Source organism: Saccharopolyspora sp. (assembly GCF_017434145.1).
GTDB classification, from domain to species: Bacteria; Actinomycetota; Actinomycetes; order Mycobacteriales; family Pseudonocardiaceae; genus Saccharopolyspora_C; species Saccharopolyspora_C galaxeae.
In genome coordinates, this window is record NZ_JAFRFW010000134.1 from 1 (window position 1) to 20,575 (window position 20,575).

At 70.5% G+C, this 20,575-nt stretch carries 22 protein-coding genes and 1 tRNA gene; 10 read left to right on the forward strand and 13 right to left on the reverse strand.

The features are described 5' to 3' along the window. The 8 genes from IJH84_RS03630 to IJH84_RS03665 form a co-directional block, all read left to right on the forward strand. The coding region (locus IJH84_RS03630; RefSeq protein WP_295140126.1) for an ABC transporter ATP-binding protein at positions 1–404 on the forward strand (404 nt) is incomplete at its 5' end. Then, positions 401–2,611, forward strand: a complete 2,211-nt coding sequence (locus tag IJH84_RS03635; protein WP_295140128.1) for an ABC transporter permease — start codon at positions 401–403, stop codon at positions 2,609–2,611. The genes IJH84_RS03630 and IJH84_RS03635, both read left to right, overlap by 4 nt. A 129-nt stretch (positions 2,612–2,740) precedes the next feature. Further along, positions 2,741–3,910: a cytochrome P450 gene (locus tag IJH84_RS03640; protein ID WP_295140130.1), complete on the forward strand. Its 1,170-nt coding sequence runs from the start codon at positions 2,741–2,743 to the stop codon at positions 3,908–3,910. Between the two features lie 7 nt (positions 3,911–3,917). Next, positions 3,918–4,796, forward strand: a complete 879-nt coding sequence (locus tag IJH84_RS03645; protein ID WP_295140132.1) for a DUF72 domain-containing protein — start codon at positions 3,918–3,920, stop codon at positions 4,794–4,796. 76 nt (positions 4,797–4,872) lie between these two features. Next, positions 4,873–5,925 carry a pyrimidine utilization protein A gene (gene rutA, locus IJH84_RS03650; RefSeq protein WP_295140134.1) on the forward strand — a complete coding sequence of 351 codons (1,053 nt, stop codon included), beginning with the start codon at positions 4,873–4,875 and terminating at the stop codon, positions 5,923–5,925. A 132-nt stretch (positions 5,926–6,057) separates the two neighbouring features. After that, a complete protein-coding gene (locus IJH84_RS03655) occupies positions 6,058–6,912 on the forward strand; it encodes an alpha/beta fold hydrolase (protein ID WP_295140137.1) in 855 nt (284 codons plus the stop codon). Between the two features lie 134 nt (positions 6,913–7,046). After that, the gene (locus IJH84_RS03660; RefSeq protein WP_295140141.1) at positions 7,047–7,280 is read left to right on the forward strand and encodes a hypothetical protein; all 234 of its coding nucleotides are present in this window, start codon (positions 7,047–7,049) and stop codon (positions 7,278–7,280) included. Between the two features lie 25 nt (positions 7,281–7,305). Beyond that, positions 7,306–7,965, forward strand: a complete 660-nt coding sequence (locus IJH84_RS03665; RefSeq protein ID WP_295140144.1) for an XRE family transcriptional regulator — start codon at positions 7,306–7,308, stop codon at positions 7,963–7,965. A 3-nt stretch (positions 7,966–7,968) separates the two neighbouring features. On the opposite strand, the gene IJH84_RS03670 is transcribed toward IJH84_RS03665, so the two are convergent. From IJH84_RS03670 to IJH84_RS03695, 6 genes are all read right to left on the reverse strand, one after another. Beyond that, positions 7,969–8,658 (reverse strand): alpha/beta fold hydrolase, encoded by a 690-nt coding sequence (locus tag IJH84_RS03670; RefSeq protein WP_295140147.1) that lies wholly within the window; start codon positions 8,656–8,658, stop codon positions 7,969–7,971. Continuing rightward, positions 8,655–9,623, reverse strand: a complete 969-nt coding sequence (locus tag IJH84_RS03675) for a DMT family transporter (RefSeq protein ID WP_295140150.1) — start codon at positions 9,621–9,623, stop codon at positions 8,655–8,657. Before IJH84_RS03675 ends, IJH84_RS03670 begins: the two co-directional genes overlap by 4 nt. After that, on the reverse strand, positions 9,580–10,278 hold the full coding sequence (locus tag IJH84_RS03680; protein ID WP_295140153.1) for a hypothetical protein: 699 nt from the start codon (positions 10,276–10,278) through the stop codon (positions 9,580–9,582). The genes IJH84_RS03675 and IJH84_RS03680 overlap by 44 nt, the downstream gene beginning before the upstream one ends. 64 nt (positions 10,279–10,342) lie before the next feature. Then, positions 10,343–11,302 (reverse strand): chlorinating enzyme, encoded by a 960-nt coding sequence (locus tag IJH84_RS03685; protein WP_295140156.1) that lies wholly within the window; start codon positions 11,300–11,302, stop codon positions 10,343–10,345. A 9-nt stretch (positions 11,303–11,311) separates the two neighbouring features. After that, complete coding sequence (locus tag IJH84_RS03690) at positions 11,312–11,575, reverse strand: acyl carrier protein (RefSeq protein ID WP_200072659.1); 264 nt, start codon at positions 11,573–11,575, stop codon at positions 11,312–11,314. Then, positions 11,557–13,032: an amino acid adenylation domain-containing protein gene (locus IJH84_RS03695; protein ID WP_295140160.1), complete on the reverse strand. Its 1,476-nt coding sequence runs from the start codon at positions 13,030–13,032 to the stop codon at positions 11,557–11,559. Before IJH84_RS03695 ends, IJH84_RS03690 begins: the two co-directional genes overlap by 19 nt. Positions 13,033–13,370: 338 nt before the next feature. Here IJH84_RS03695 and IJH84_RS03700 point away from each other — a divergent pair, with 338 nt between their 5' ends. After that, on the forward strand, positions 13,371–13,613 hold the full coding sequence (locus IJH84_RS03700; RefSeq protein WP_295140163.1) for an SDR family oxidoreductase: 243 nt from the start codon (positions 13,371–13,373) through the stop codon (positions 13,611–13,613). Positions 13,614–13,980: 367 nt separating this feature from the next. On the opposite strand, the gene IJH84_RS03705 is transcribed toward IJH84_RS03700, so the two are convergent. The 6 genes from IJH84_RS03705 to IJH84_RS03730 all read right to left on the reverse strand — a co-directional run bounded on the left by IJH84_RS03705 (position 13,981) and on the right by IJH84_RS03730 (position 17,692). Next, positions 13,981–14,056 (reverse strand) — tRNA-Ala (locus IJH84_RS03705). A gap of 105 nt (positions 14,057–14,161) precedes the next feature. Further along, complete coding sequence (locus tag IJH84_RS03710; RefSeq protein WP_295140166.1) at positions 14,162–14,809, reverse strand: UdgX family uracil-DNA binding protein; 648 nt, start codon at positions 14,807–14,809, stop codon at positions 14,162–14,164. Positions 14,810–14,816: 7 nt separating this feature from the next. Beyond that, positions 14,817–16,202 carry an NAD(P)/FAD-dependent oxidoreductase gene (locus IJH84_RS03715; protein WP_200072655.1) on the reverse strand — a complete coding sequence of 462 codons (1,386 nt, stop codon included), beginning with the start codon at positions 16,200–16,202 and terminating at the stop codon, positions 14,817–14,819. Then, positions 16,195–16,428, reverse strand: coding sequence for a DUF6158 family protein (locus IJH84_RS03720; protein ID WP_233628227.1), 234 nt, complete (start codon positions 16,426–16,428; stop codon positions 16,195–16,197). The genes IJH84_RS03715 and IJH84_RS03720 overlap by 8 nt, the downstream gene beginning before the upstream one ends. 5 nt (positions 16,429–16,433) lie before the next feature. Continuing rightward, positions 16,434–16,736, reverse strand: coding sequence for a WhiB family transcriptional regulator (locus tag IJH84_RS03725; protein WP_200072654.1), 303 nt, complete (start codon positions 16,734–16,736; stop codon positions 16,434–16,436). Between the two features lie 86 nt (positions 16,737–16,822). Beyond that, on the reverse strand, positions 16,823–17,692 hold the full coding sequence (locus IJH84_RS03730; RefSeq protein WP_233628209.1) for a GNAT family N-acetyltransferase: 870 nt from the start codon (positions 17,690–17,692) through the stop codon (positions 16,823–16,825). Between the two features lie 89 nt (positions 17,693–17,781). On the opposite strand from IJH84_RS03730, the gene IJH84_RS03735 reads away from it, so the two are divergent. Then, a complete protein-coding gene (locus IJH84_RS03735) occupies positions 17,782–19,758 on the forward strand; it encodes a UvrD-helicase domain-containing protein (protein WP_295140173.1) in 1,977 nt (658 codons plus the stop codon). A gap of 13 nt (positions 19,759–19,771) precedes the next feature. On the opposite strand, the gene IJH84_RS03740 is transcribed toward IJH84_RS03735, so the two are convergent. Next, the gene (locus tag IJH84_RS03740) at positions 19,772–20,320 is read right to left on the reverse strand and encodes a hypothetical protein (RefSeq protein WP_295140176.1); all 549 of its coding nucleotides are present in this window, start codon (positions 20,318–20,320) and stop codon (positions 19,772–19,774) included. Positions 20,321–20,575 lie beyond the last annotated feature (255 nt).

Below are 20,575 nucleotides of genomic sequence, written 5' to 3' on the forward strand. Positions count from 1 at the left end.
CCGCCGAGGAGAACGTGGCGCTGCCGCTGCTGCTCGGCGGCACCGATCGGCGCAAGGCCACCGGCACGGCCCGCGAATGGCTGGCCGGGCTGGGACTGACCGGCATGGAGCAGCGCCTGCCCGGCCAGCTCTCCGGCGGGCAGGCGCAGCGCGTGGCGATCGCGCGGGCGATGGCGCACCAGCCGAAGGTGATCTTCGCGGACGAGCCGACCGGCGCGCTGGACACCCGCACCGGCGAAGCGACGATGAGCGCGCTCGCGGGCAGCGCGAGCCGTTCCGGAGCCGCGGTCATCGTTGTCACCCACGACCGCGAGCTGGCCGCCCGGTGCGGCCGCGTGGTGGAGATCCGCGACGGGCTCATCGCGAACAACGCGCCCGCGCGCGGCGGGGCGGTGGCCGGATGAACCCCGTGCAGCTGGCCTTGCGGGTGCTGCGGCACGACTCCCGCACCCGCACTTCGGCGATCCTCACCGCCTTGGGCGTGATGGTGGCGACCGCGCTGGTGCTGATCCTCACGGCGCTGCCGCACGCCGCGCAGGCGCGCACCGAACGCTCGTCCTGGCAGTACGGACACCCGGGCGTCTCCGACACCGGTGGGGTGGAGCTGGCCTCGCAGGACTACGTGCGGGGCGAATTCATCGCCAGGCTGGACGTCTCCGGCGCCACCGGCGGCGGGAACGCCCCGGAGTACCCGGCTCCCGGCGAGGTGCTGCTGTCCCCGGCGCTCGCGCAGAAAGCTGGAGAACTGCCGGACAACGCGCTGGCCGATCGCTTCCCCGAGCGCATCGCGGGCACGATCGACCCGCAGCAGCTGCGCTACCCGGAACAGCTCGTCGCGGTCGTCGGGCACCCGAAGGGCGCTCTGGACGAAGCCACCGCGATCGCGCATGGCGCTTCGCTGGTGGAAGTCGAGGCGTCGTCCGAGGACTGGCTGTTGCAGCCGATGGCGTGGTTCGGCCTGTTCGTGCTCGCCGCTCCCAGCCTGGTGCTGGTCGCATCGGCCTCGCGGCTGACCGCGGCACGCCGGGAACGCCGGATGGCCTCGTTGCAGATGGCGGGCGCGACACCGTCCCAAGTGGTCTCGACGGTGGCCGCGGAAACCGGGCTCGCCGCCGTCGCCGGAACCGTGGCGGGGCTGCTGTTCATCTGGCCGCTGCGGTATCTGATCGCCATGATTCCCTGGGGCAACGGCACCTGGTTCCTCAGCGACATCACTCCGTCGGCGTCGGCGATGCTCGGCGTGGCGATCGGCGTTCCCGCGCTGGTGGTGGCCTCGTCGGTGCTGGGCACCCGGCGGGCCGTGCGCTCGCCGCTGAGCGCGGCCACCCAGCAGCAGCGCAGCAGGCCCAAGGCGTGGCGGCTGCTGATCATCGCCGTGGTCGCCGGGCTGTTCGTGTTCGGCATGACGAAGTACGACGAGGGCGCGGGGTTCCTGGTGCTCGTCGTCCCGATCGCCGCGATCATCTGGTCGTTCTCGCTGATCGGCCCGTGGATCACCGCCACCATCGGCCGGCTGTTCAGCAAGCTGTGGCGCCGTCCTTCGGTGCTGCTGGCGGGCAGGCGGCTCCTCAGCGATCCGAAGGGTGCCTACCGGTCGACCTCCGGGATGGTGCTCGCGGTGTTCATCGGGTCGATCGCGCTGACGGCGTTGCCCGCGATGACCGCGAGCGCCAAATCCTTGGGCAGCACGGACAAGGCCGGCGTGATCCTCGCGGACGTGCCCGGCAGTCAAGCGCCCGAGCTGCGGCAACGTCTCGACGCCGAGCTGGCGCAGCAGGGCGTGCAGGCCACCGCCGCCGGCTACGAGCAGGTCAGCATCGAGGGGCCCGGCGGCGCGGTCACCAACGGTCTGCTCATCGACTGCCAGGCGGCTCGCGAGGTGACCTCGTACCATCCCTCGTGCGCGGGGCCGCCCGGCATCCATACGCCGATCGATGTGCCGAAGTCGGATCTCACCGTCACCCCGGCCATCTTGGCTTCCAACGGCGAGCCGCCCGCCACCCCGGTGCCGCAAGGAACTCCGGTCAGCCATGAGCCGAATCTGCAGACGGTGATCATCGATCGGAGCGCCGTGCCCGCGCTGGCGGGCTCGACGCAGACCACGCTGTCCGTGCTGCCGCCCACCGAAGCCGACCGGGCGAAGGTGCGCACCGCCATGGCGCGAGTGGCCCCCGGCGCGGACATCGAGTCGATCGAGTCGCGCAACGTCGCAGGACAGGTCATGACCGGGGACCTGCACCGGATCACGGTGATCGGGTTGTCGATCGCGTCGGTGCTCGCGGCGGGCAGCGCGGCGATCACGGCCGCGGGTTCGGTCATCGATCGGCGCCGCACGCTGGGCGCGCTGGTCGCCGCCGGAACGCAGAGCAAGGTGCTGGTCCGCGCCCTGCACACCGAGGCGGCGCTACCGGCGCTGGTCGCGGCGGGCATGGCGACCGCGGCAGGTGCCGGGGTCAGCCTCGGGTTGCTCAACGTCATGGGGCAGAGCACCACGCTGACGCTCTCGATCCTGGCCCCGATCGTGCTCGGCCTGCTGGTGGCGGCGCTGGCGGCGGCTGCGAGCGGGCTGATGCTGCGCAAGATCATCGCGGAGCCGCTCGCCGACGAGTAGCGGAATCCGCGAGCGGGGAACTCGACGACGGCGGCAAGCGCGCCCTAGCGCCTGCCGCCGTCGCTCGTGCACCGGACGTGGCCCGTTCGGCGACCGCCCGGCCCGGCCCCGTTGTCGTAGATTCGAGGCATGGCACCGGTCGAGCTCGGCGACGACTTCGTGACCGCCCCGGTCGCGACCTACGCGAAGCTGCGCGAGCAGGGTTCGGTGCACCGCGCGATCACCCCGGACGGCGCCGCGGTGTGGCTGATGACCCGCTACGAGGACGTGCGCGCGGCGCTGGCCGATCCCCGGTTGTCGCTGGACAAGGCACACGCGCGGGACGGCTACCAGGGCTTCGCGCTACCGCCCGCGCTGGACGCGAACCTGCTGAACATGGACGCCCCGCGGCACACGCGGCTGCGCCGGATCACCGCGCAGGCGTTCCGGGTGCACCACCTGCGGCCGCAGGTCGCCGCACTCGCCGAAGAACTGATCGACGAGTTCGCCGGCTCCGGACACGCCGACCTGATGACGGCCTACGCGGGACCGCTGCCGATAGCGGTGATCTGCGAACTGCTCGGAGTCCCCACCACCGACCGTCCCGATTTCCGCGCGTGGACCGACGAAATGCTCGCGCCGAGCAGCAGGCGCTCCGCCGCGGACGCGCTCGACTCGCTGCACCGCTTCCTGGTGGACCTCGTCGCGGCCAAGCGCGCCGACCCGGGCGGCGACCTGATCAGCGGCCTGCTCGCGCAGCGCGACCAGGAGCGGCTGACCGAGGACGAGCTGACCTCCACCGCGTTCCTGATGCTCTTCGCCGGGTACGAGAACACGGTGAACCTGCTGGGCAACGGCATGGCGGCACTGCTGTCGCACCCCGACCAGCTGGGCACGCTGCGCGCCGACCCGCCGCTGCTGCGCTCCGCGGTCGACGAGCTGCTGCGCTTCGACCCACCGCCGCAGACGGCGATCCGCCGCTTCCCGATCTCGGACGTGCGGATCGGCGGAGTCACCGTGCCCGCGGGAGAAACGGTGCTGCTGTCGCTGGTCTCGGCGCACCACGACCCCGAGGTGTTCACCGCCCCGGACATGCTGGATGTGACCCGCGGCGACAACCCGCACCTGGCGTTCGGCAACGGCCCGCACTTCTGCCTGGGCGCCCCGCTGGCCCGGATGGAAGCCGAGATCGGGTTCGAGACCCTGCTGCGGCGATTGCCGGACCTCGCGCTGGCGGTGCCGCCGGATCAGCTGCCGTGGCGTGCGTCGTTCCGCAACCGCGGGCTGCTGGAACTGCCGGTCGCGTTCACCGCGAGGTGAGCGGGCGATGGCGGGCATCTTCATCGGCACTTCGGGCTGGCTCTACCCGCCGTGGCGCGGCACGTTCTACCCGCGCGGTCTGCCGCAGCGCCGCGAGCTGGAATACCTGGCCGGGCAGCTCGGCTCCGCCGAGATCAACGGCTCCTTCTACTCGCTGCAACGACCGGAGCGCTACCGCTGGTGGGCCGAGCAGGCCCCGGACGACTTCGTGTTCGCGGTCAAGGGCAGCCGGTTCATCACGCACATGAAGCGGCTGCGCGACGTCGAGGTGCCGCTGGCGAACTTCTTCGCTTCCGGTGTTCTGGCACTCGGCGGAAAACTCGGCCCGCTGCTGTGGCAGCTGCCCGCCACGACGCGGTTCGATCCGGAACGACTGGCGGAATTCTTCGACCTGCTCCCGCGCAGCACGGCCGCTGCCGCGGAATTCGCGGGCGGACACGACGAACGACTCCGCGGCCGCGCGCTGACCGAGACCGACGCCGACCGCCCGCTGCGCCACGCGCTGGAGGCCCGCCACCCCAGCTTCGCCACCGCGGAGTGCGTCGATCTGCTGCGCGCGCACGACATCGCGCTGGTCACCGCCGACACCGCCGGAACGTGGCCGCGCATGGACGACGTGACCAGCGATTTCTGCTACGTGCGGCTGCACGGCGCCGAGGAGCTCTACGCCAGCGGCTACACCGCCGAGGCGCTGGACGAGTGGGCGGATCTGGTGCGCGCCTGGCACGCGGGGAAGAGCCCGGCGACTCCGCACACCGCCGCCGATCCCGCGCCGCGCAAGGATTCCGGCCGCGACGTGCACGTCTACTTCGACAACGACATCAAGGCGCACGCGCCGTTCGACGCGCAGGGCTTGATGCGGCGCTGTGGCGTCACGACGTCATGATCCGCTACTTGGCGGCACCGGCCGCCGGTAGGTCGCCGTATGTTCCGCGCGAATGCATCTGACGTGAGGAACACCCATGGATTTCGGCGTTTTCCTGCCGATCGGGAACAACGGCTGGCTGATCTCGGAGAACGCACCGCAGTACATGCCGTCGTTCGAGCTGAACAAGAACGTGGCGCTGGAGGCGGAGCGACAGGGGTTCGCGTTCGCGCTGTCCATGATCAAGCTGCGCGGTTTCGGCGGCAAGACGGAGTTCTGGGACCACAACCTGGAATCGTTCACGATGATGGCCGGGCTGGCCGCGGTGACCGAGCGGATCCGGCTCTACGCCTCGACGGCGGTGCTCACGCTGCCGCCCGCGATGGTGGCGCGGATGGCCACGACGATCGACTCGATCGCGCCCGGCCGCTTCGGGGTCAACATCGTCTCCGGCTGGGCCAAGAACGAGTACGACCAGATGGGCCTGTGGCCGGGCGACGAGTACTTCGAGCGGCGCTACGACTACTCGACCGAATACGTCCGGGTGCTGCGCGAACTCTGGACCACCGGAGTGTCCAACTTGGACGGTGAGTTCTTCGGCATGAGCGACTGCCGCCTGGAACCGCGCCCGTCCGGGCACGTGGACGTGGTCTGCGCGGGCCAGTCGGATCGCGGGATGCGGATGACCGCGGAGGTCGGCGACTACAACTTCGTGCTCACCCCGGGCGTCAACGCCCCGGAGAACTACGCGGAACCGGTGCAGCGGCTCGCGGCCGCGGCCGAGCGGACCGGCCGGGACGTGGGTTCGCTGCCGCTGTTCATGCTCATCATGGCCGAGACCGACGAAGAAGCCTGGGCGAAGTGGCGCTCCTACCACGCCGGCGCGGACCTGGAAGCCCTCGGCTACATGGCCGACGAGGGCGCCAAGGACGCCTCCGCGCCGGAGGGCGGCACGGCGAAGACGATCAACCTGCCGGAAGGCGCGATCAACCTCAACATGGGCACCCTGGTCGGCTCGCACGAGACGATCGCCCGCCAGCTCGACAAGGTGACCTCGATGCCGGGCGTGCGCGGGGTGATGTTCACCTTCGACGAGTTCGAGAAGGGCGTGCACGACTTCGGCCAGAAGGTGCGGCCGCTGCTCGGCTGAGCCGGCCGCACTGCTGCGGCGGGGAACAGCCGTCGCCCCGCACGATCGCGGCAGCGCGTTGACAGCGCTGCGCCGGACGCTGCATAGTTCCACCTCCAGTAGCCGTTACTTCCGGTAACAGGAGGATTTGCGATGGTTCGGCGGGTCGTTTCCCGGGACGGTACGTCGCTGGCCGTCGTCGAATCCGGCCCGCGAACCGCGCCGACGCTGGTGTGCGTGCACGGCTATCCGGACAACCGCTCGCTGTGGGACGGCGTCGTGCAGTCGCTGCAAGACCGGTTCCACGTCGTCACCTACGACGTGCGCGGCGCGGGCGAGTCGGACAAGCCGCATCGGGACAGCGCCTACCTGCTCGACCGGCTCGCGGAGGACCTGACGGCGGTGCTGGACGCCGTCAGCCCGGACCATCCGGTGCACCTGCTCGCACACGACTGGGGCTCGATCCAGACCTGGCACGCGATCACCGGTGACGGCCTGCGCGGGCGGATCGCCTCGTACACCTCGATCTCCGGCCCGTGCCTGGACCACGCCGCGCGGTGGATGCGGTCCCGCGTGCGGGCCGGGCTGCCCGCGCTGCGCGAGATGCTGGCGCAGCTGGCTTCCTCCGGCTACATCGGCTTCTTCCAGATTCCCAAGCTGCCGGAGCTGGCTTGGCGCAGCGGCCTCACCCAACGCCTCGTCCGCGCGCTCGACCGGTCGGCGAGCGCGCCCGAGCTGCCGGACGCGATCCACGGCTTGGCGCTGTACCGGGCGAACATGCTCCGCCGCTTCGCCCGTCCCGAGCCGCGGCGCACCGACGTCCCGGTGCAGGTGATCGCGCCGAGCGCGGACCGGTTCGTGCACCCGCCGGTGCAGACCGGCATCGCGGAGTGGGTGCCGGACCTGCGCGTTCACCGGGTTCCCGGCGGGCACTGGCTGCCGCGCAGCCGCCCGGAGACGGTGGCCGGATACGCCGCCGAGCTGGTCGAGCAGGCCGCCTCCCGCTGATTCCCGCCGCCGAGCCGGCGCGTGCGCGTGAGCCGCGGAAAGAACGTGGTTGCCTGCGACCGGGCGACTTTCATCGGGACATCGGCTGTTATATCTTCCTGTGTGTTCGTTTTAAAGAACGCAGGGAGGGCTCGATGATGTTGCTCCAGCGCGCGCTGCACGGCATCGGAAGAGCGTGGGAAACCCAGCACGAGCTGCACGAACGGCGACTGGTCGCGCGGCGGCCGTGGCAGCGCGACTACCTGCACTGGAGCCGGGACGGCGAGAACTGGTCGCTGCACGGCACATTGCTCCCACCGCGGTCGGCGCAGCCGGGCACGACGCGATCGGGCTGGTGCTGCTGCACGCATCCCCGCCGCAGGCCATGAACCCGTCGACGCGGCGGTTTCCGGTGTGCGCCGGGACCGGTTGCTACGCTCCGCGCGTCGAACTGCATTGCGAGCACGGTGCGCGGGAGGGATTGTGACGCAGGCCCAAGGCGATCCGGTGTCGCGCTCGACGGGCCGCGCGATCGGCGCGCACGTCAAGCGCATCCGCAGCGCCCGCGGCCTCACCAGTGCCGAGCTGGCCCGTCGCGCAGGCATCAGCAAAGCGGCGCTTTCCAGCATCGAAGCCGGCAGCGGCAACCCCACGATCGGCACCTTGGACGCGCTGGCGGTGGCGCTGGCGCTGCCGCTGGCCGACCTCGTGAGCTTCCAAAGCACCGAAACGTCCGTGAAAGTGCCCGGCACGCCCGGCGATCCGGACGGCCCCACGCGCGAACTGCTGCGGCGCCTGCACGGCAGCTACTCGGTCGAGATCTGGCGGCTCCGGATCCCGGCCGAACACGAAACGACGGGTGCGCCGCACGCGCCCGGAACGATCGAAAGCCTCATCGTGGCCTCGGGTGAGCTCCGCGCGGGCGCGAACGCCGATCTCGCGGATCTCGCTCCCGGTGATTGCCTGTCCTTCCCCGGCGATCAGCCGCACACGTACTCGACCGGTGCGGACCCGGCCGACATCACCGTCGTGATCGCCTCGCCGTTGCACGTGGACAGCGCCGCGCGGCAATGACCGTCACCGTTCCCGCAGCACTGCGAGGACGGCATCGGCGACACCGCGTGGATTCGCGCCGGAGAGCAGATGCGGTCCCGTCAGCCGAACCGTGCTGCACGAACCCCGGGTGTGCCGCTGCCAGGCCTCCGGCTGCTGCATCCCGCCGTCCTCGGAACCGGCGAGCACGCGAACGTCCCCGTCCACCACCAGCCGCCGGGTCAGCTCGATGAATCCCTGCGAAAGCAGCAGATCACTCCGGATCAGCGCGTGCGCCTGCGCGGCGACGGCGGGGTCCTGCCCCAGCTCCGCAGGCGGACCGCCGCCGAGCCGGGACAGGATCGCGGCGGCGCCGTCGAGCGAATCGATGCCCGCGAGATCGATGTCGTCGCGAGTGCGCGGAGCCGGATTGGACGCGGCGATCAGGCAGGTCCGCACGCCGTGCTCGGCGAGCAGCGCCAGGCCGATGTAGGCGCCCAGGCTCTCGCCGTAAACCACCCCCACCGAGTGCGGAACCTGCGCTTGCACATCCCGGAGAGCCCGTTCAGCCGAGGTCAGCGCGGGCTCCCGGTACCGGCGCCCGCGGCCGGGCAACTCGACTCCGCAGATCTCCACCCCGGCCCCCAGCGCCCGACGGAGTCGGCGGAAGTAGCCCGCGCCGCAGCAGGCAGGTGGGATGAGCGCGACAGCCGGAAGCCGACCGGCCGGCGTCACGCCGCGGCCTCCTGCGCGCGGTTCTCCAGCAGCCGCCCGAACGCGGCCGCGACGACGATCAGCACCCCGCCCACGATCTGCATGAGCACCAACCCCTCCCCGCGCAGGACGATCGCGAAGAACGCCGCGAAGACCGGCTCGGTGGACATGATGATGGCGACCCGCGTGGCGCTGGTCCGGCGAGCCGCGAACAGCTGCGCCGCGAACGCGAAAGCGGTGCCCAGCACACCGAGGTACGCGATCAGCACCCACACCCCCGGCGTGATCGCGGAAACCTGCTCGGTCAGCAGCGGACCGAACAGCGGCGACACCAGAAGGCTCAGCGCGGCGACCACGACGACCTCGACCAGCGTCACCGACAGCACGTTGAAGTCGCGATGGCTCGAGGTCCGCCCGAACGAGAAGATCTGGTAAGCGCGCACCAGAGCCGCCGCCAGGATCAGCCCATCGCCCGGCCGCACCGCGAACGGCGCCCCGGAGCTCCCCAGCGTCAACGCTGCGCACCCGAGCAGCGCTACGGCCGATAGCGCGTAGATCGCGGGCCGCTGCCGCACTCCGCCGAACACCCTGCTGTAGAGCGGCACCAGGATCACCGACAGGGTGATCAGGAACCCCGCGTTGGCAGCGCTGGTGTAGGCCACCCCGGACGTCTCCAGCAGCAGGATCGTGAACAGCAGCGCGCCGTAGAGCAGCCCGTGGCGCAGTTCGCGCCGATTCACCCGGACCCGTGCGAGAACCGCGTAGACCAGCAGCGGCAACGCGGCCGCGGCGAACCGCAGCGCGAGGAAGTTCGGGAAGGACAGGCCGGTGGCGTTGACGGCCTGCATCACGGCGTAGGACGACCCCCACACCGCCGCGACGCCGACGACCGCGAGGTCCCCGGCCGATGCGGAACGGCCGAGCCGGGCCGCCCACGCTTCGTTACCGCCGGTCCGCCCCTTCGCGGTAGCGCGCGGAGTAGCCAACCTTGAGCCGTCCCTTCTTCACCTTGGCCGAGCGGACCACCAGATCGCCGAGTTCGTCCAGGTGCGAAACGTGCGTGCCGGCGCACTCGTCCAGCGAGAACTCGCCGATCCGCACGTAGCGGCGCCCGTCCGCCCAGTACGCCTCGACCGGCAGGTCCTTGTCGATCACGGCGTGCACATCGGCCTGCACCGTGGCGACGAACTCCTCGGCGTCTTCCAATGCCGTGCCCGCCTCGAACTCGATGCGGGCCTGGCCGGGAAAGTGATTGCTGACGATGTGCCGGTAATCCCGCGCGCGCACGGCCGCATCCACCAGGTGACCCGCGGTGTGCAGGGCGGCGTGCTCGAGCCGGGCGGCCCGGTCCACCGCGACGGAAACCCGCTCGCCCACCGCGGGCAGCTCCCCGGCAGGCAGCTCGGGCACGAGCGCGACCAGCGGCTGGTCGTGCTGCACCCGGACGACCGAGGCCGCAGCCCCGTTCAGCGTCGCGATGTCCGCCGGCTGGCCGCCGCCCTGGGGATGCACGATGTTGTCCCGGACGGCGAGACAGCGCTGCTCGTCGTGCAGCGCGCCGGCGATGACGGTGGTGCTGACCTCGGTCGCGTAGGTGTCGTCCAGGTACACGGCGAGTTGATGAACCACGGGATCGTTCATTTCACCGATCGTACCGTATGGTCTAACGGTCGCGCGGCGCTTCGCCGCACCGGGCCGGGCCGCGTCAAGAAGCGGTTCGAGTCCGGAACGGCGTCCCGCGCAGCGTCCGGGTGGCGATCCGGTTGTGCCCGTAGCGGTCTTCGCCGCGCGCCACGACGGCCCCGTAGTTCTCCAGCGGAATGCTCCCGCCGTACTCCTGCACCGAGTCGGTGTCCGGATAGACGCGGACCTTGGTCGGCACATATCGGGAGGCGAAACCCATGCGGTAGTTCTTGCCCTCGCTCGTGTTCGGCAGCGAAGCGTGCATCAGCGTCGACCAGAAGATGACGCACTGGCCCTTCTCCATCACCAGCGAGAAGGCGTCGGATTCGTTGGGCGTCCAGTCCGGATCGATCTGCAGCTGCCGGTAATCGTATCCGAAGAACCCCCGCGCGATCCCGTCCTTCTGCTCGGCATTGATGCGGGACTCGCTGTAGTCCATGCGCTTCGTCTCGTCGTAGTTCATCTTGTTCTGGGAACCCGGGATGATCTGCAGGCAGCCGTTCTCCCGGGTCGACTCGGTGAACGCGGTCCACACCGTGATCGTGCCCGCCCCGAAGTCGTCCTCGGACTCGCCGGGCCAGAGGATCTGCGGCTTTCCGCTCGCGTTGGCGAAGGTGTCCGCCTGGTGCCAGTCGGTTCCCTCGTCGCCCGGGTACTTGGGGAAGAACTCGGTGCGCCAGCAGAGGATGTCCGGCCCCAGCACCGAGGCGACGCGATCGACGATGCGCGCGTCGCAGACGTGCTGCGCGAGCAGGTCGATGTCCAGGTGGCGGTCGTAGTTCGCGATGTTCGTTCCGCCGGAACTGGCGTCTTCCGGGTAGGCCGCGTGCGATCGGTCCAGCGTCTGCCTGCGGACCGTCCGCCACATCTCGTCCATTTCTTCGGGGGTGTAGACGGTGATCGGGCCGATGTAGCCGTTCCGCTGGAAGAACTCCTCGTCCGCAGCGGACAGCGAGTGGTCGATGTCGAGGTTCTCGGTCACGGCAATCTCCTACCGGTGCGCTGGTCGATCGACGGAACGTCGGTTTGCGACGGCCTCGTGCAGCGGGGCCTCGTAGGTTTCCCGCGCTTCCAGGGCGACCCCGAAGGAATCGCTCAGGAACCTGTTGAGCTTGGCGAAGGTGAGCGAGTGCGCACCGACGTCCAGGAAATTGTCGGAGGCGGTGATTTCGGGATCATCCAGTTCGGCGCGGAGCCACTCCACGACCGATCGTTCGATTTTCGCGGCATCGGACTTCATGGCATCGGCTTGCACGGCGCCCTCCGGAACATCTGCTCGAGTGCTGCGCGGTCGATCTTTCCGTTGTCTGTTCGCGGGATCGTTTCCAGGCGGGTGAACGCTTCCGGGATCATGTAGGCGGGCAGCCGGTCCGCGAGGGCCTGCCGCCACCTTCTGCGGGGCAGTTCGGTGCTGCCTGCGGTGAGGTATCCGCACGCGAGCCGGGTTCCGCCGTCCCCGCGCAGCGCGACGCAGACCGCCGCGGAGACCTCCGGGACGGTTTGCAGCGCGCGCTCGACCTCACCCAGTTCGATGCGGTGCCCGCGAATCTTCACCTGGTCGTCGTTGCGGCCCACGTACACCAGCCCGTCGTCTTCCCACCGCACCAGGTCGCCGCTGCGGTAGAACACCCGTCCGGACGCGGCGGTGAACTTCTCCGCGGTGAGCTCCGGCCGGCCGAGGTAGCCCGCCACCACCTGCGGCCCGGACAGCAGCAGCTCTCCCGCGTTGCCCGGCGTTACCGGCTGGTCGTGCTCATCGACGACGCGGGCGGCGAATCCTGGCAGCGGCTCGCCGATGTTCTGCCCGTTGCATTCGATGTCGTTCAGGGATATCCGGCGGATCGTGGCGTGCACGGTGACCTCCGTGATTCCGTACATGTTGTACAGCACTGCCGGCGAGATTTCCCGGAACTTCGCGAGCAGGCCCGCTTGCAGCCGCTCCCCGCCGAACACCACGTACCTGATTCGCAGGCTCCCGGGATTTCCCGCGCACAGTTCCGGCGACAGCTCCTGGAAAGCCGTCGGTGTCTGGCTCAGCACGGATACCCCCTCGCGCCGGATCAGTTCCGCGCACCGGTGCGGATCCCGGACGGTCCAGCCGTCCGGGATCACCGCGGTCCCTCCGGTGCTCAACGCGCCCCACAATTCCCACACCGAAAAGTCGAAAGCGGGCGAGTGGAACACCAGCCACCGGTCGGCCAACCCGACGTCGAACCAGGGCGCGACCGCATCGAACAACGCGGTCAGGTTCCGCTGCGAAACCGGGACACCTTTCGGCACGCCCGTGGTCCCCGAGGTGTAGATGACGTAGGCCGTACCCGCCGTCGGCCGTCGGGAGTCCGGTCGCAGGTCGAGCGCGTACTTCCCGCACAGCAGCGGTGCAGCCGAGTCGTCCCCGGCCAGGGTCAGGACGGCCTGCGGAGCGGCATCCGCGATGATCCGCTCGTTCCGCGCGGAAGGACCGGAACGAGCCAGCGGAAGGTAAGCCCCGCCGAGCAGCCAGACCGCGACGAACGCGATAGTGGAATCGATGCCGGAAGGAATGTCCACCGCGATCAGCCCCGCTGGATCGACGTCCGCGCGAAGCAGTTCGTCGGCCAGGTCCTGAGCGTTCTCGTACAGCTCGTTGTAGGTGAGTTCCGCGCCACCCGAATCCCGTACGGCGACCGCGTCCGAGAACCTGGCGGCGATCGAAGTGAACCTTTCGATCACTGCGCGCCCACTCGCGTTCCGATGAAGCACCGCACCCCCAAATTTCGACCCCCGGTACAACTCGTCAAGCTACCCGCGCACTACCAGGCCGCACACCACCAACAGCGTGAATGCGGAATCCGTCGAACCACCGAACAATTGCGCGTCGCGCCGCAACATTTCCGCATTCCTGGAAACAACCGGGGCGGATCGATCTCGACGCCCGCAGCCAAGTCGGGATTCTCGACAACGGCTCGGCCGTCCGGGGAATTTCTCGCCCAACGTCTTGTTCGACTCCAGTGGAGCGGCGCCTTTTCCGTCTCGGCGGCCAAGTCGGTCTGCGCCGAAGGACCGCGATCGTGCGGCACCCCTACGCCGCCCTGAACTCCTACAGCAAGAGCCTCGCCCACGCCTGCGGCCCGCACGGCGTGCGCGTGCCCGCGGTCATGCCCGGCGTCATCGAGACCGGCGCCGTCGAAGCCAGCCTGCTGCACGAAGCCGAAACCACCGGCCGCGACCTGGACACCATCCGCAAGGAGTTCCACCGGCGCCTTGCCGCCCCGCTCGGCCGCCCCGGGCAGCCGGAGGAACCGCAGAACTGATCGCCTTCCTCGCCTCCTACCTCACCGGCGTCGCCATCTCTGTCGACGGAGGCATGCTGCCAACCGTCCGACGCAGACTCGGCGCCCGTCCTGCGAGCGCTGCTCGAGTCGCGGCAGGGCCGGGGTGGCGTTCATACGAGGGCTGCTGGACCCAAGTCGCGCGGCCCGCGGTCCGCTGCGGGCTGCCGACGCCGGCACCAATAAGCCGGGCACCGGGATCAACCGCACCGACCAGGCCCGGACCTGCACAAGGCCGCCCCCGCCCCCGCCCACGCTGAGGACCTGAGCACGGCACCTTGGGTGAGCTAGAAACACAAAAAGACCAGCGGCCAAACAAAACCGCTGGTCAGATCAGGGTCAGAACCCTTGGTGGAGCTGACGGGATTCGAACCCGTGACCCCTTGACTGCCAGTCAAGTGCGCTACCAGCTGCGCCACAGCCCCTTGTTCGGTTGGTGCGGTTTCCCGGGGGTTTGATGTCCCGTTCACCGCGTGCCTGCATACCGTACAACAGCCCGCCGAGGCCCCGAGCACGGGGGGCCGACTTGATCAGCCGGAGGTCGGCGCGAGTGCTTCCGCGGCCACTCGTAGGTCGTTGACCAGCCCTTCCAGTTCCGTCTCGGAGTCGTCGGCGCGCAGCACGGCCGACGGGTGGATGGTGGCGAGCGCGCGGGCCGGGCCGCGACGGTGGCCGGCGAGTGCCGACTCGGGCAGATCGACGAGGCGGCCGCGGGAGCGGGTGAGCCGGAACGTCGTGCCGAGCAGGGTTTGCGCGGCGGTGGCGCCCAAGCACACCACCAGGTCCGGGTCGACGACGCGGAGTTCGGCGGCCAGCCACGGCCAGCAGGCCGCCACCTCGCTGCGGTTGGGTTTCTGGTGGATGCGGCGCTTGCCGCGCTGCCGGGAGAACTTGAAGTGCTTGGTGGCGTTGGTGACGTAGGCATCGTCGCGGTCGATTCCCGCGCGTTCCAGGGCACGGTCGAGCAGGCCGCCAGCCGGGCCGCTGAATGGTTGTCCCTTGCGGTCCTCCTGGTCACCGGGTTGTTCGCCGACGAGTACCAGCCGCGCGGATTCCGAACCGCTGCCGAACACGGCTTGCGTGGCGTCCCGGTGCAGAGCGCAGCCCGCGCACGACTGCACCGCTTTTCGCAGGCCGGGCAGTCGTGCGCGGGCGGGGACGTACGGTTCGGCGCTCATCGGCGCTTCAACCCGCCCTCCCGTGTTCGCTGGGCAGTCCGCGGGTGTTGGCGGCGCGGACGAATTCGGCGCGCGGGTCGTGCAGTTCGCCGAGCGCCACGGTCTGCCGCCGCAGCGGCAGCTCCATCAGCCAGTCGCCGAGGATCCGGAGCTTGCGCGAGGCGGTCGGGATCTTCGCCAGGTGGTAGACGCGGTGCAGCAGCCACGCGGGCAGGCCCTTGAGCTTGATCCCGTACACCTCGGCGGCACCTTGGAACAGGCCCAGTCCGGCGACGGACCCTGCGTAGCGGTGCCGGTAGTCGCGCAGCTCGTGCCCGCGCAGCAGCGCCAGGACGTTGTCCGCGAGCGTGTTCGCCTGCCGCACCGCGTGCTGGGCCGACGGGCCGCACAGCGCGTCCGGATCGTCGCTGGTCAAGTCCGGCACGGCGGCGCAGTCACCGGCTGCGAAGACATCGTGGGTGCCGCTGACCTGGAGTTTCGTGGTGCACGAGACCCGGCCCTTGCTGTCCCGGGGCAGGTCGGAGTCCTCCAGCATCGGATGCGGTTTGACCCCGGCGGTCCAGGCGATGGTGTCCGCGTCGAACTCGTCGCCGTCGGAGAGCACCACGTGCCCGCCTTCCAGCGTTTTCGCGGTGGTGTTCAGCTTCACCTCGATGCCGCGCTCCTCCAGGCGGCGCCGGGTGTACTCCCCCATCGGCGCGCTGACCTCGGGCATGATCCGGTCCATCGCCTCGACCATGATCCAGCGCATGTCCTCGGGGCGCAGCGAGCGGTAGTGCTTGACCGCCTCGCGGGCCATGCTCTCCAGCTCCGCGATGGCCTCGATGCCCGCGTAGCCGCCGCCGATGAACATGAACGTCAGCAGCCGCCTGCGCAGCTTCACGTCCGAGGTGCTGGCCGCGATGTCCAGCCGGGAAAGCACGTGGTTGCGCAGGTAGATGGCCTCGCCGATGGTCTTGAAGCCCACGCCGCGCTCCCCGAGCCCGGGGATCGGCAGCGCGCGGGAGATCGAGCCGGGCACCACGACCAGCACGTCGTAGGTCAAGTGCTCCTCGGAGCCGTCGGCCAGCGTCGCGGTCAGTTCGCGTTGTTCGTGGTCGATGCAGGTGACCTGCGCGGTGAGCACCTCGCTGCGGCGCAGCGTCTCGCGCAGCGGCACCACGACGTGCCGGGGTTCGATGGAGCCTGCCGCGGCTTCCGGCAGGAACGGCTGGTAGGTCATGTGCGACTGCGGGTCGATCAGCGTCACCCGGGCCTCGCCGTCGGCGAGCTGCTTCTGCAGCCGCAGCGCGATGTTCAGCCCGGCGTGGCCGCCGCCGACGATCACGATGCGCGGCTTGCCGGTCGGAACCGATCGCAACGACGGGGATTGCGGCTGCGGCCCACTAGCCATGAAGCTGGCCTCCTCTCGCACCCTCGCGGGTCCGGCGCGGGTCCACCTCCCGGTCCGGGTGCCGTCGCAGGTATTCCTGCTCCAGTTCGAACTCCCGCGCGGTGTGCTCGCGCAGGGCGTCCGGTGCGCCGTGCAGGAACGTGTCGTGCCGAGTGCTGTGCAGTCGCGCCAGCTCGCGGAGCAGGTCCTGCTCCTGGAGCCGGTGTCCGGGAACGCCGGTGCACATGGCGATCACGCCGCGGTGCGCTGCTGCGGAGTCATCCGCTTCGCGATCAGGTCCTGCCGTTCGCGCTCGCCGAGACCGCCCCAGACCCCGTAGGGCTCCTGCGCGGCCAAGGCGTGCTCACGGCAGGCCAGCATCACCGGGCAGCGCCGGCAGATCTGCTTGGCCTGCTCCTCCCGGTTGCTGCGGGCGCTGCCGCGTTCGTTCTCGGGGTGGAAGAACTTGCTGGTGCTCAGGTCCCGGCAGGCCGCCTGCAGCTGCCACTCCCAGGTCTCGGCCACCGGCTTGGGCAGCCGCATCGTCGCCGTCATTCGTGCTCACCCACCTAGCCACGGATTCCGGCGCCGCGGTCGTCAGCGCCAACGACGACATACCCCGATCGGGGTGGGTGGACACATCAGTCCAGCAGCTCGTCGACCCGCCGCGCGTAGGCGGTGACGGGGTAGGCGGGCTCGAACCCGCAGGCTTCGGAGAACCGTTCGGCGGCACCGCCTTCCTCGCCGTGCCCGGCGATCAGCCGGGCGCCGCGCGCGTAGAGCTCGTCGACGACCTCGGTCGCCAGCGAGCTGCCCGCGCCCCGGCGCCTGCGGCCCGGCCGCACCACCACGTGTTCGACGAGCCCGATGCCCCGCTCGGTGAACCCTTGTGCGAATCCGGCGAGCCGGTCCGCCTCCGCATCCCGCAGCACCCGCAGCACGCAGCGCGGATCGTCCACCCGGTGCCCGAGCGAGCGGGCCAGGCGCTGCTCGCCGGAACCGCTCAGCCCGGCGTCGTCGGCGATCAGCTCGGCGATGCCGCGCAGGTCGCCGTCCAGCGCGGGCTCGGTGGACACCGTCACCGTCGTCCGAGAACGGTGCAGCTGAGCCATGTTCTCCTGCACGGCGCGCCATCCGGCGTCGTCGGCGATGCCTTCGATCTCGACGACGGTGGACGGCGAGGCGTAGACCACCGCTTCGGAACGCCCCGCATCGGCGAACGACTGCTCCAGCCGGAGCAGCGTCGTGGCTACCTCGGCCAGCGTCCCCCACAGCCCGCAGGCGTGATTCGCGCTGGTCAGCGGGTTTTCCGGGTTGAGCACCGCGTTCGCCGCGCCGATGCGGCCGATCCGGCCGTAGCGGATCGCACCGGAGGCCAGTTGCGCGGTCTCCACCAGTCCGGCCAGGTCACGCGCTTGCCGCGGGTCGAGCAGCGCTTCGTCGTCGGGATCGTGCAGCGGGTCCACGCCTTCCATTGTGGAGGCCACCGGAATGCGGCTCGCCTGCGACATTAAGGTGACGCGCGCTCGCGGCCCTCGAAATCGCGCCGGAAAGCTCTAATGTCGAACGAGCACTGCGTGCTGAAGTCGGGGAGTACAACGTGACCGGGACACACGATCACGGCCGGGAGCGCCTGCGCCGCGAAGCCGATGCGCAATTGCGTGCCCGCCCACCGTTGCCCACGTGGCAGAAGCGGGTGCTCGAACGGTTCGCCGTGGAACACGGCACCGGCTGGTACACGCTGCTGAACCAGTTCGCGCCGCACACCCCGGACAACCGGCCGGACGTGGTGCTGGTCGGCCCTGGCGGCGTGCTGGTGGTGCTGCTGCGCGACGACGAGCCGCATTGGGAAGCGACCCGCGCGGCGTTCGTGTGGACCGCGGAGCTGCTCGCGGGCCTGGCGACGCCGCACGGCCTGCTCACCGAGGCGGCGCTGCGCGCGGTCGTGGTGCACCCGGCGGGCTATTCGGATACCGGCAACCGCGGTGAGCACACGGCGATCACCGAGTCCGAATTGGACCGGGTGCTGCTGCCCGCGGAGACCGCGCTGGACCCGGCGGACGCGCTGGCCGCGGCCCGGCACCTGGACACCCGCACGTTCGACCTGACCCCGATCGCCTGGAACCCGCACCGCATCCCGCGGCCGCGCGGCGCAGGGCAGCTGGGTTCCTCGGGCCGCGACTCCGGGTTGTTCGAGGTGCGGCAGCTGCGCCAGGAGCGGCTCGACGCGGCGGTGCGCGGCCCGTTCCAGGATTGGCGGCTGTTCCTGGACGACGTGCAGCTCGGCGCGGTGCGCAGGCAGTACAGCGGCCCGGCGCGGATCACCGGTCCCGCGGGCACCGGCAAGTCGGTGCTGGCGCTGCACCGGCTGGCGTACCTGGCGCGGCGCAGCACCGGCGAGTTGCTGTTCACCACGCACTTGAGCGGCCTGCCGAAGCTGGTGCGCGAGCAGTTCCACGCGCTGGCACCGCAGGTGGCGCACCGGGTCCAGTTCCGCAACCTGCACTCCTGGGCGCGGGAACTGCTCGCCGAACGCGGCCGCGAGACCACTGTGGACGATCGCGCGGTGGAGGCGGCGTTCACCGCGGTCTGGGAGCGTTCCGGGCGCCGCGGTCCGCTGGCCAACGCGCGCCCGTCCCGGCTCTACTGGAAGGACGAGATAGACCGGGTGATCAAGGGCCGCGGCCTGGGCACCCTGGAGGCGTACCGGGCCGCGCCGCGGCGCGGCCGGGGCGGTCGGCTAAGCACCGGTTTCCGGGCGCACGTCTGGGAATTCTACTGCGAGTACGAGCGCGAGCTGTGCGAGCGCGGGATCTACGACCACAACGACGTGCTGATCCGGGCGCTGGACGAGCTGGGCCGGGAACCGTTGCCGCGCAACTATTCCGCGGTCGTGGTCGACGAGGTGCAGGATCTCGCGCTGGTCGGGCTGCGGCTGGTGCACGCGATCAGCGGCTCCGGGCCGAACCAGCTGCTGCTTGTTGGCGACGGGCAGCAGCAGGTCTTCGCCGGTGGCTGGCGGCTTTCCGAGGCCGGGATCTCGCTGCGCGGGCGGGGCGAAGTGCTTCGGCGCAACTACCGCAACCGGGCGGCGATCGTGGAGGCCGCTTCGGAACTGGACGCGGTGAACCGCTTCGACGACCTCGACGGCGGGCCTGCGGTGAACCTCCGCAGGGCGCTGCCGGTGCTCTCCGGCGGGCAGGTCGTGCGGTGGAACGGCACCGAACAGCACGAGGCGGTGCTGAGCGCGCTGCGCGAACTCGACGAGACCGCGGAGACCGCGTTGCTCACCCGCACCAACGCGGCCGCCCAGGAGTGGGTGGAAGTGTTGCGCCGCAACGGATTTCCGGTGGTCCGGCTGGAGGACTGGGACGGCTCGCCGGACGGCGGCATCCGGGTGGGCACGCTGCACCGGGCCAAGGGCAGCGAGTTCCGCGCGGTGTTCCTGCCCGACGAGCGCCGTCCCATCTCCTACCACCGGGACGAGCTGGAAACCTTGCAGCGCCAGCTGCTCGTCGCCGCGACCCGCGCCAGGGACCACCTCTGGATCGGCGCGTTGGAGCAGGAGGACGAGTGACCCGGCGGAACGCTCAGCGCGGTCCGCGTTTGGGCACGTGACCGAGGCTGCGGGAGTGCGCTTGCGTCGCCTGCACCCACTGCTTGACCGATGGGCGGGAAAGCAGCACCAGCAGCGTGATCACGACCAATCCCATCACCACCCAACCGACGAGACCGGCGACACCGGGACCGTCGGTGTGCACGCGGGCCGCGCGGGTGGCTCCGAACGCGACGATGAGCGCCGTGCCCGTCGCAGCCAGCTTCATCGGCGCGGGATTCGGGAACTTCGAGTGCAGCAGCGCCGCGGTGCCGAGGCCGTAGAGCACTCCGACGCCCGCGATGATGAAGGCCAGCAGGAGCACGACGATCTCTCCGCCGCCGCTCGCGCCGCTCCAGCCGACGATGAGGGTGTAGGCCGCCAGGCCGAACAGGGCCAGCGCGATCGCGCCGCCGAACACGGTCGCGACGAGCACGGGCACGGGCCGGGCGGACGGCTGGGCCAGAGCTTGCTGCTGCGGCGTCTGCTGCTGCGGCGGCACTGCTCCACCCGGTTGCTGGTTCTGCCACTGAGGTTGCTGCACGATCCGGCACGCTATCCCGCGAACGCTCGCTGCAACCGCGTTTCCGCGAAATCCGGTGCGCGGAAGCGGGCGCGCCGAACCGAGGAGCAACCGCTCTCCGACCGACTCGGATGGCCATCGCCAGCATCGGCGGGCGACGCCGACCTACCCGTCCCCAGTGGTCACCACGCGCATCGGCCGGTGTGGGGACCGATCCGCGACGAACCGGCGGCCTTCCCCGCCCGAAACGGAGGCAAGCCTGATCGTGGGCACGTC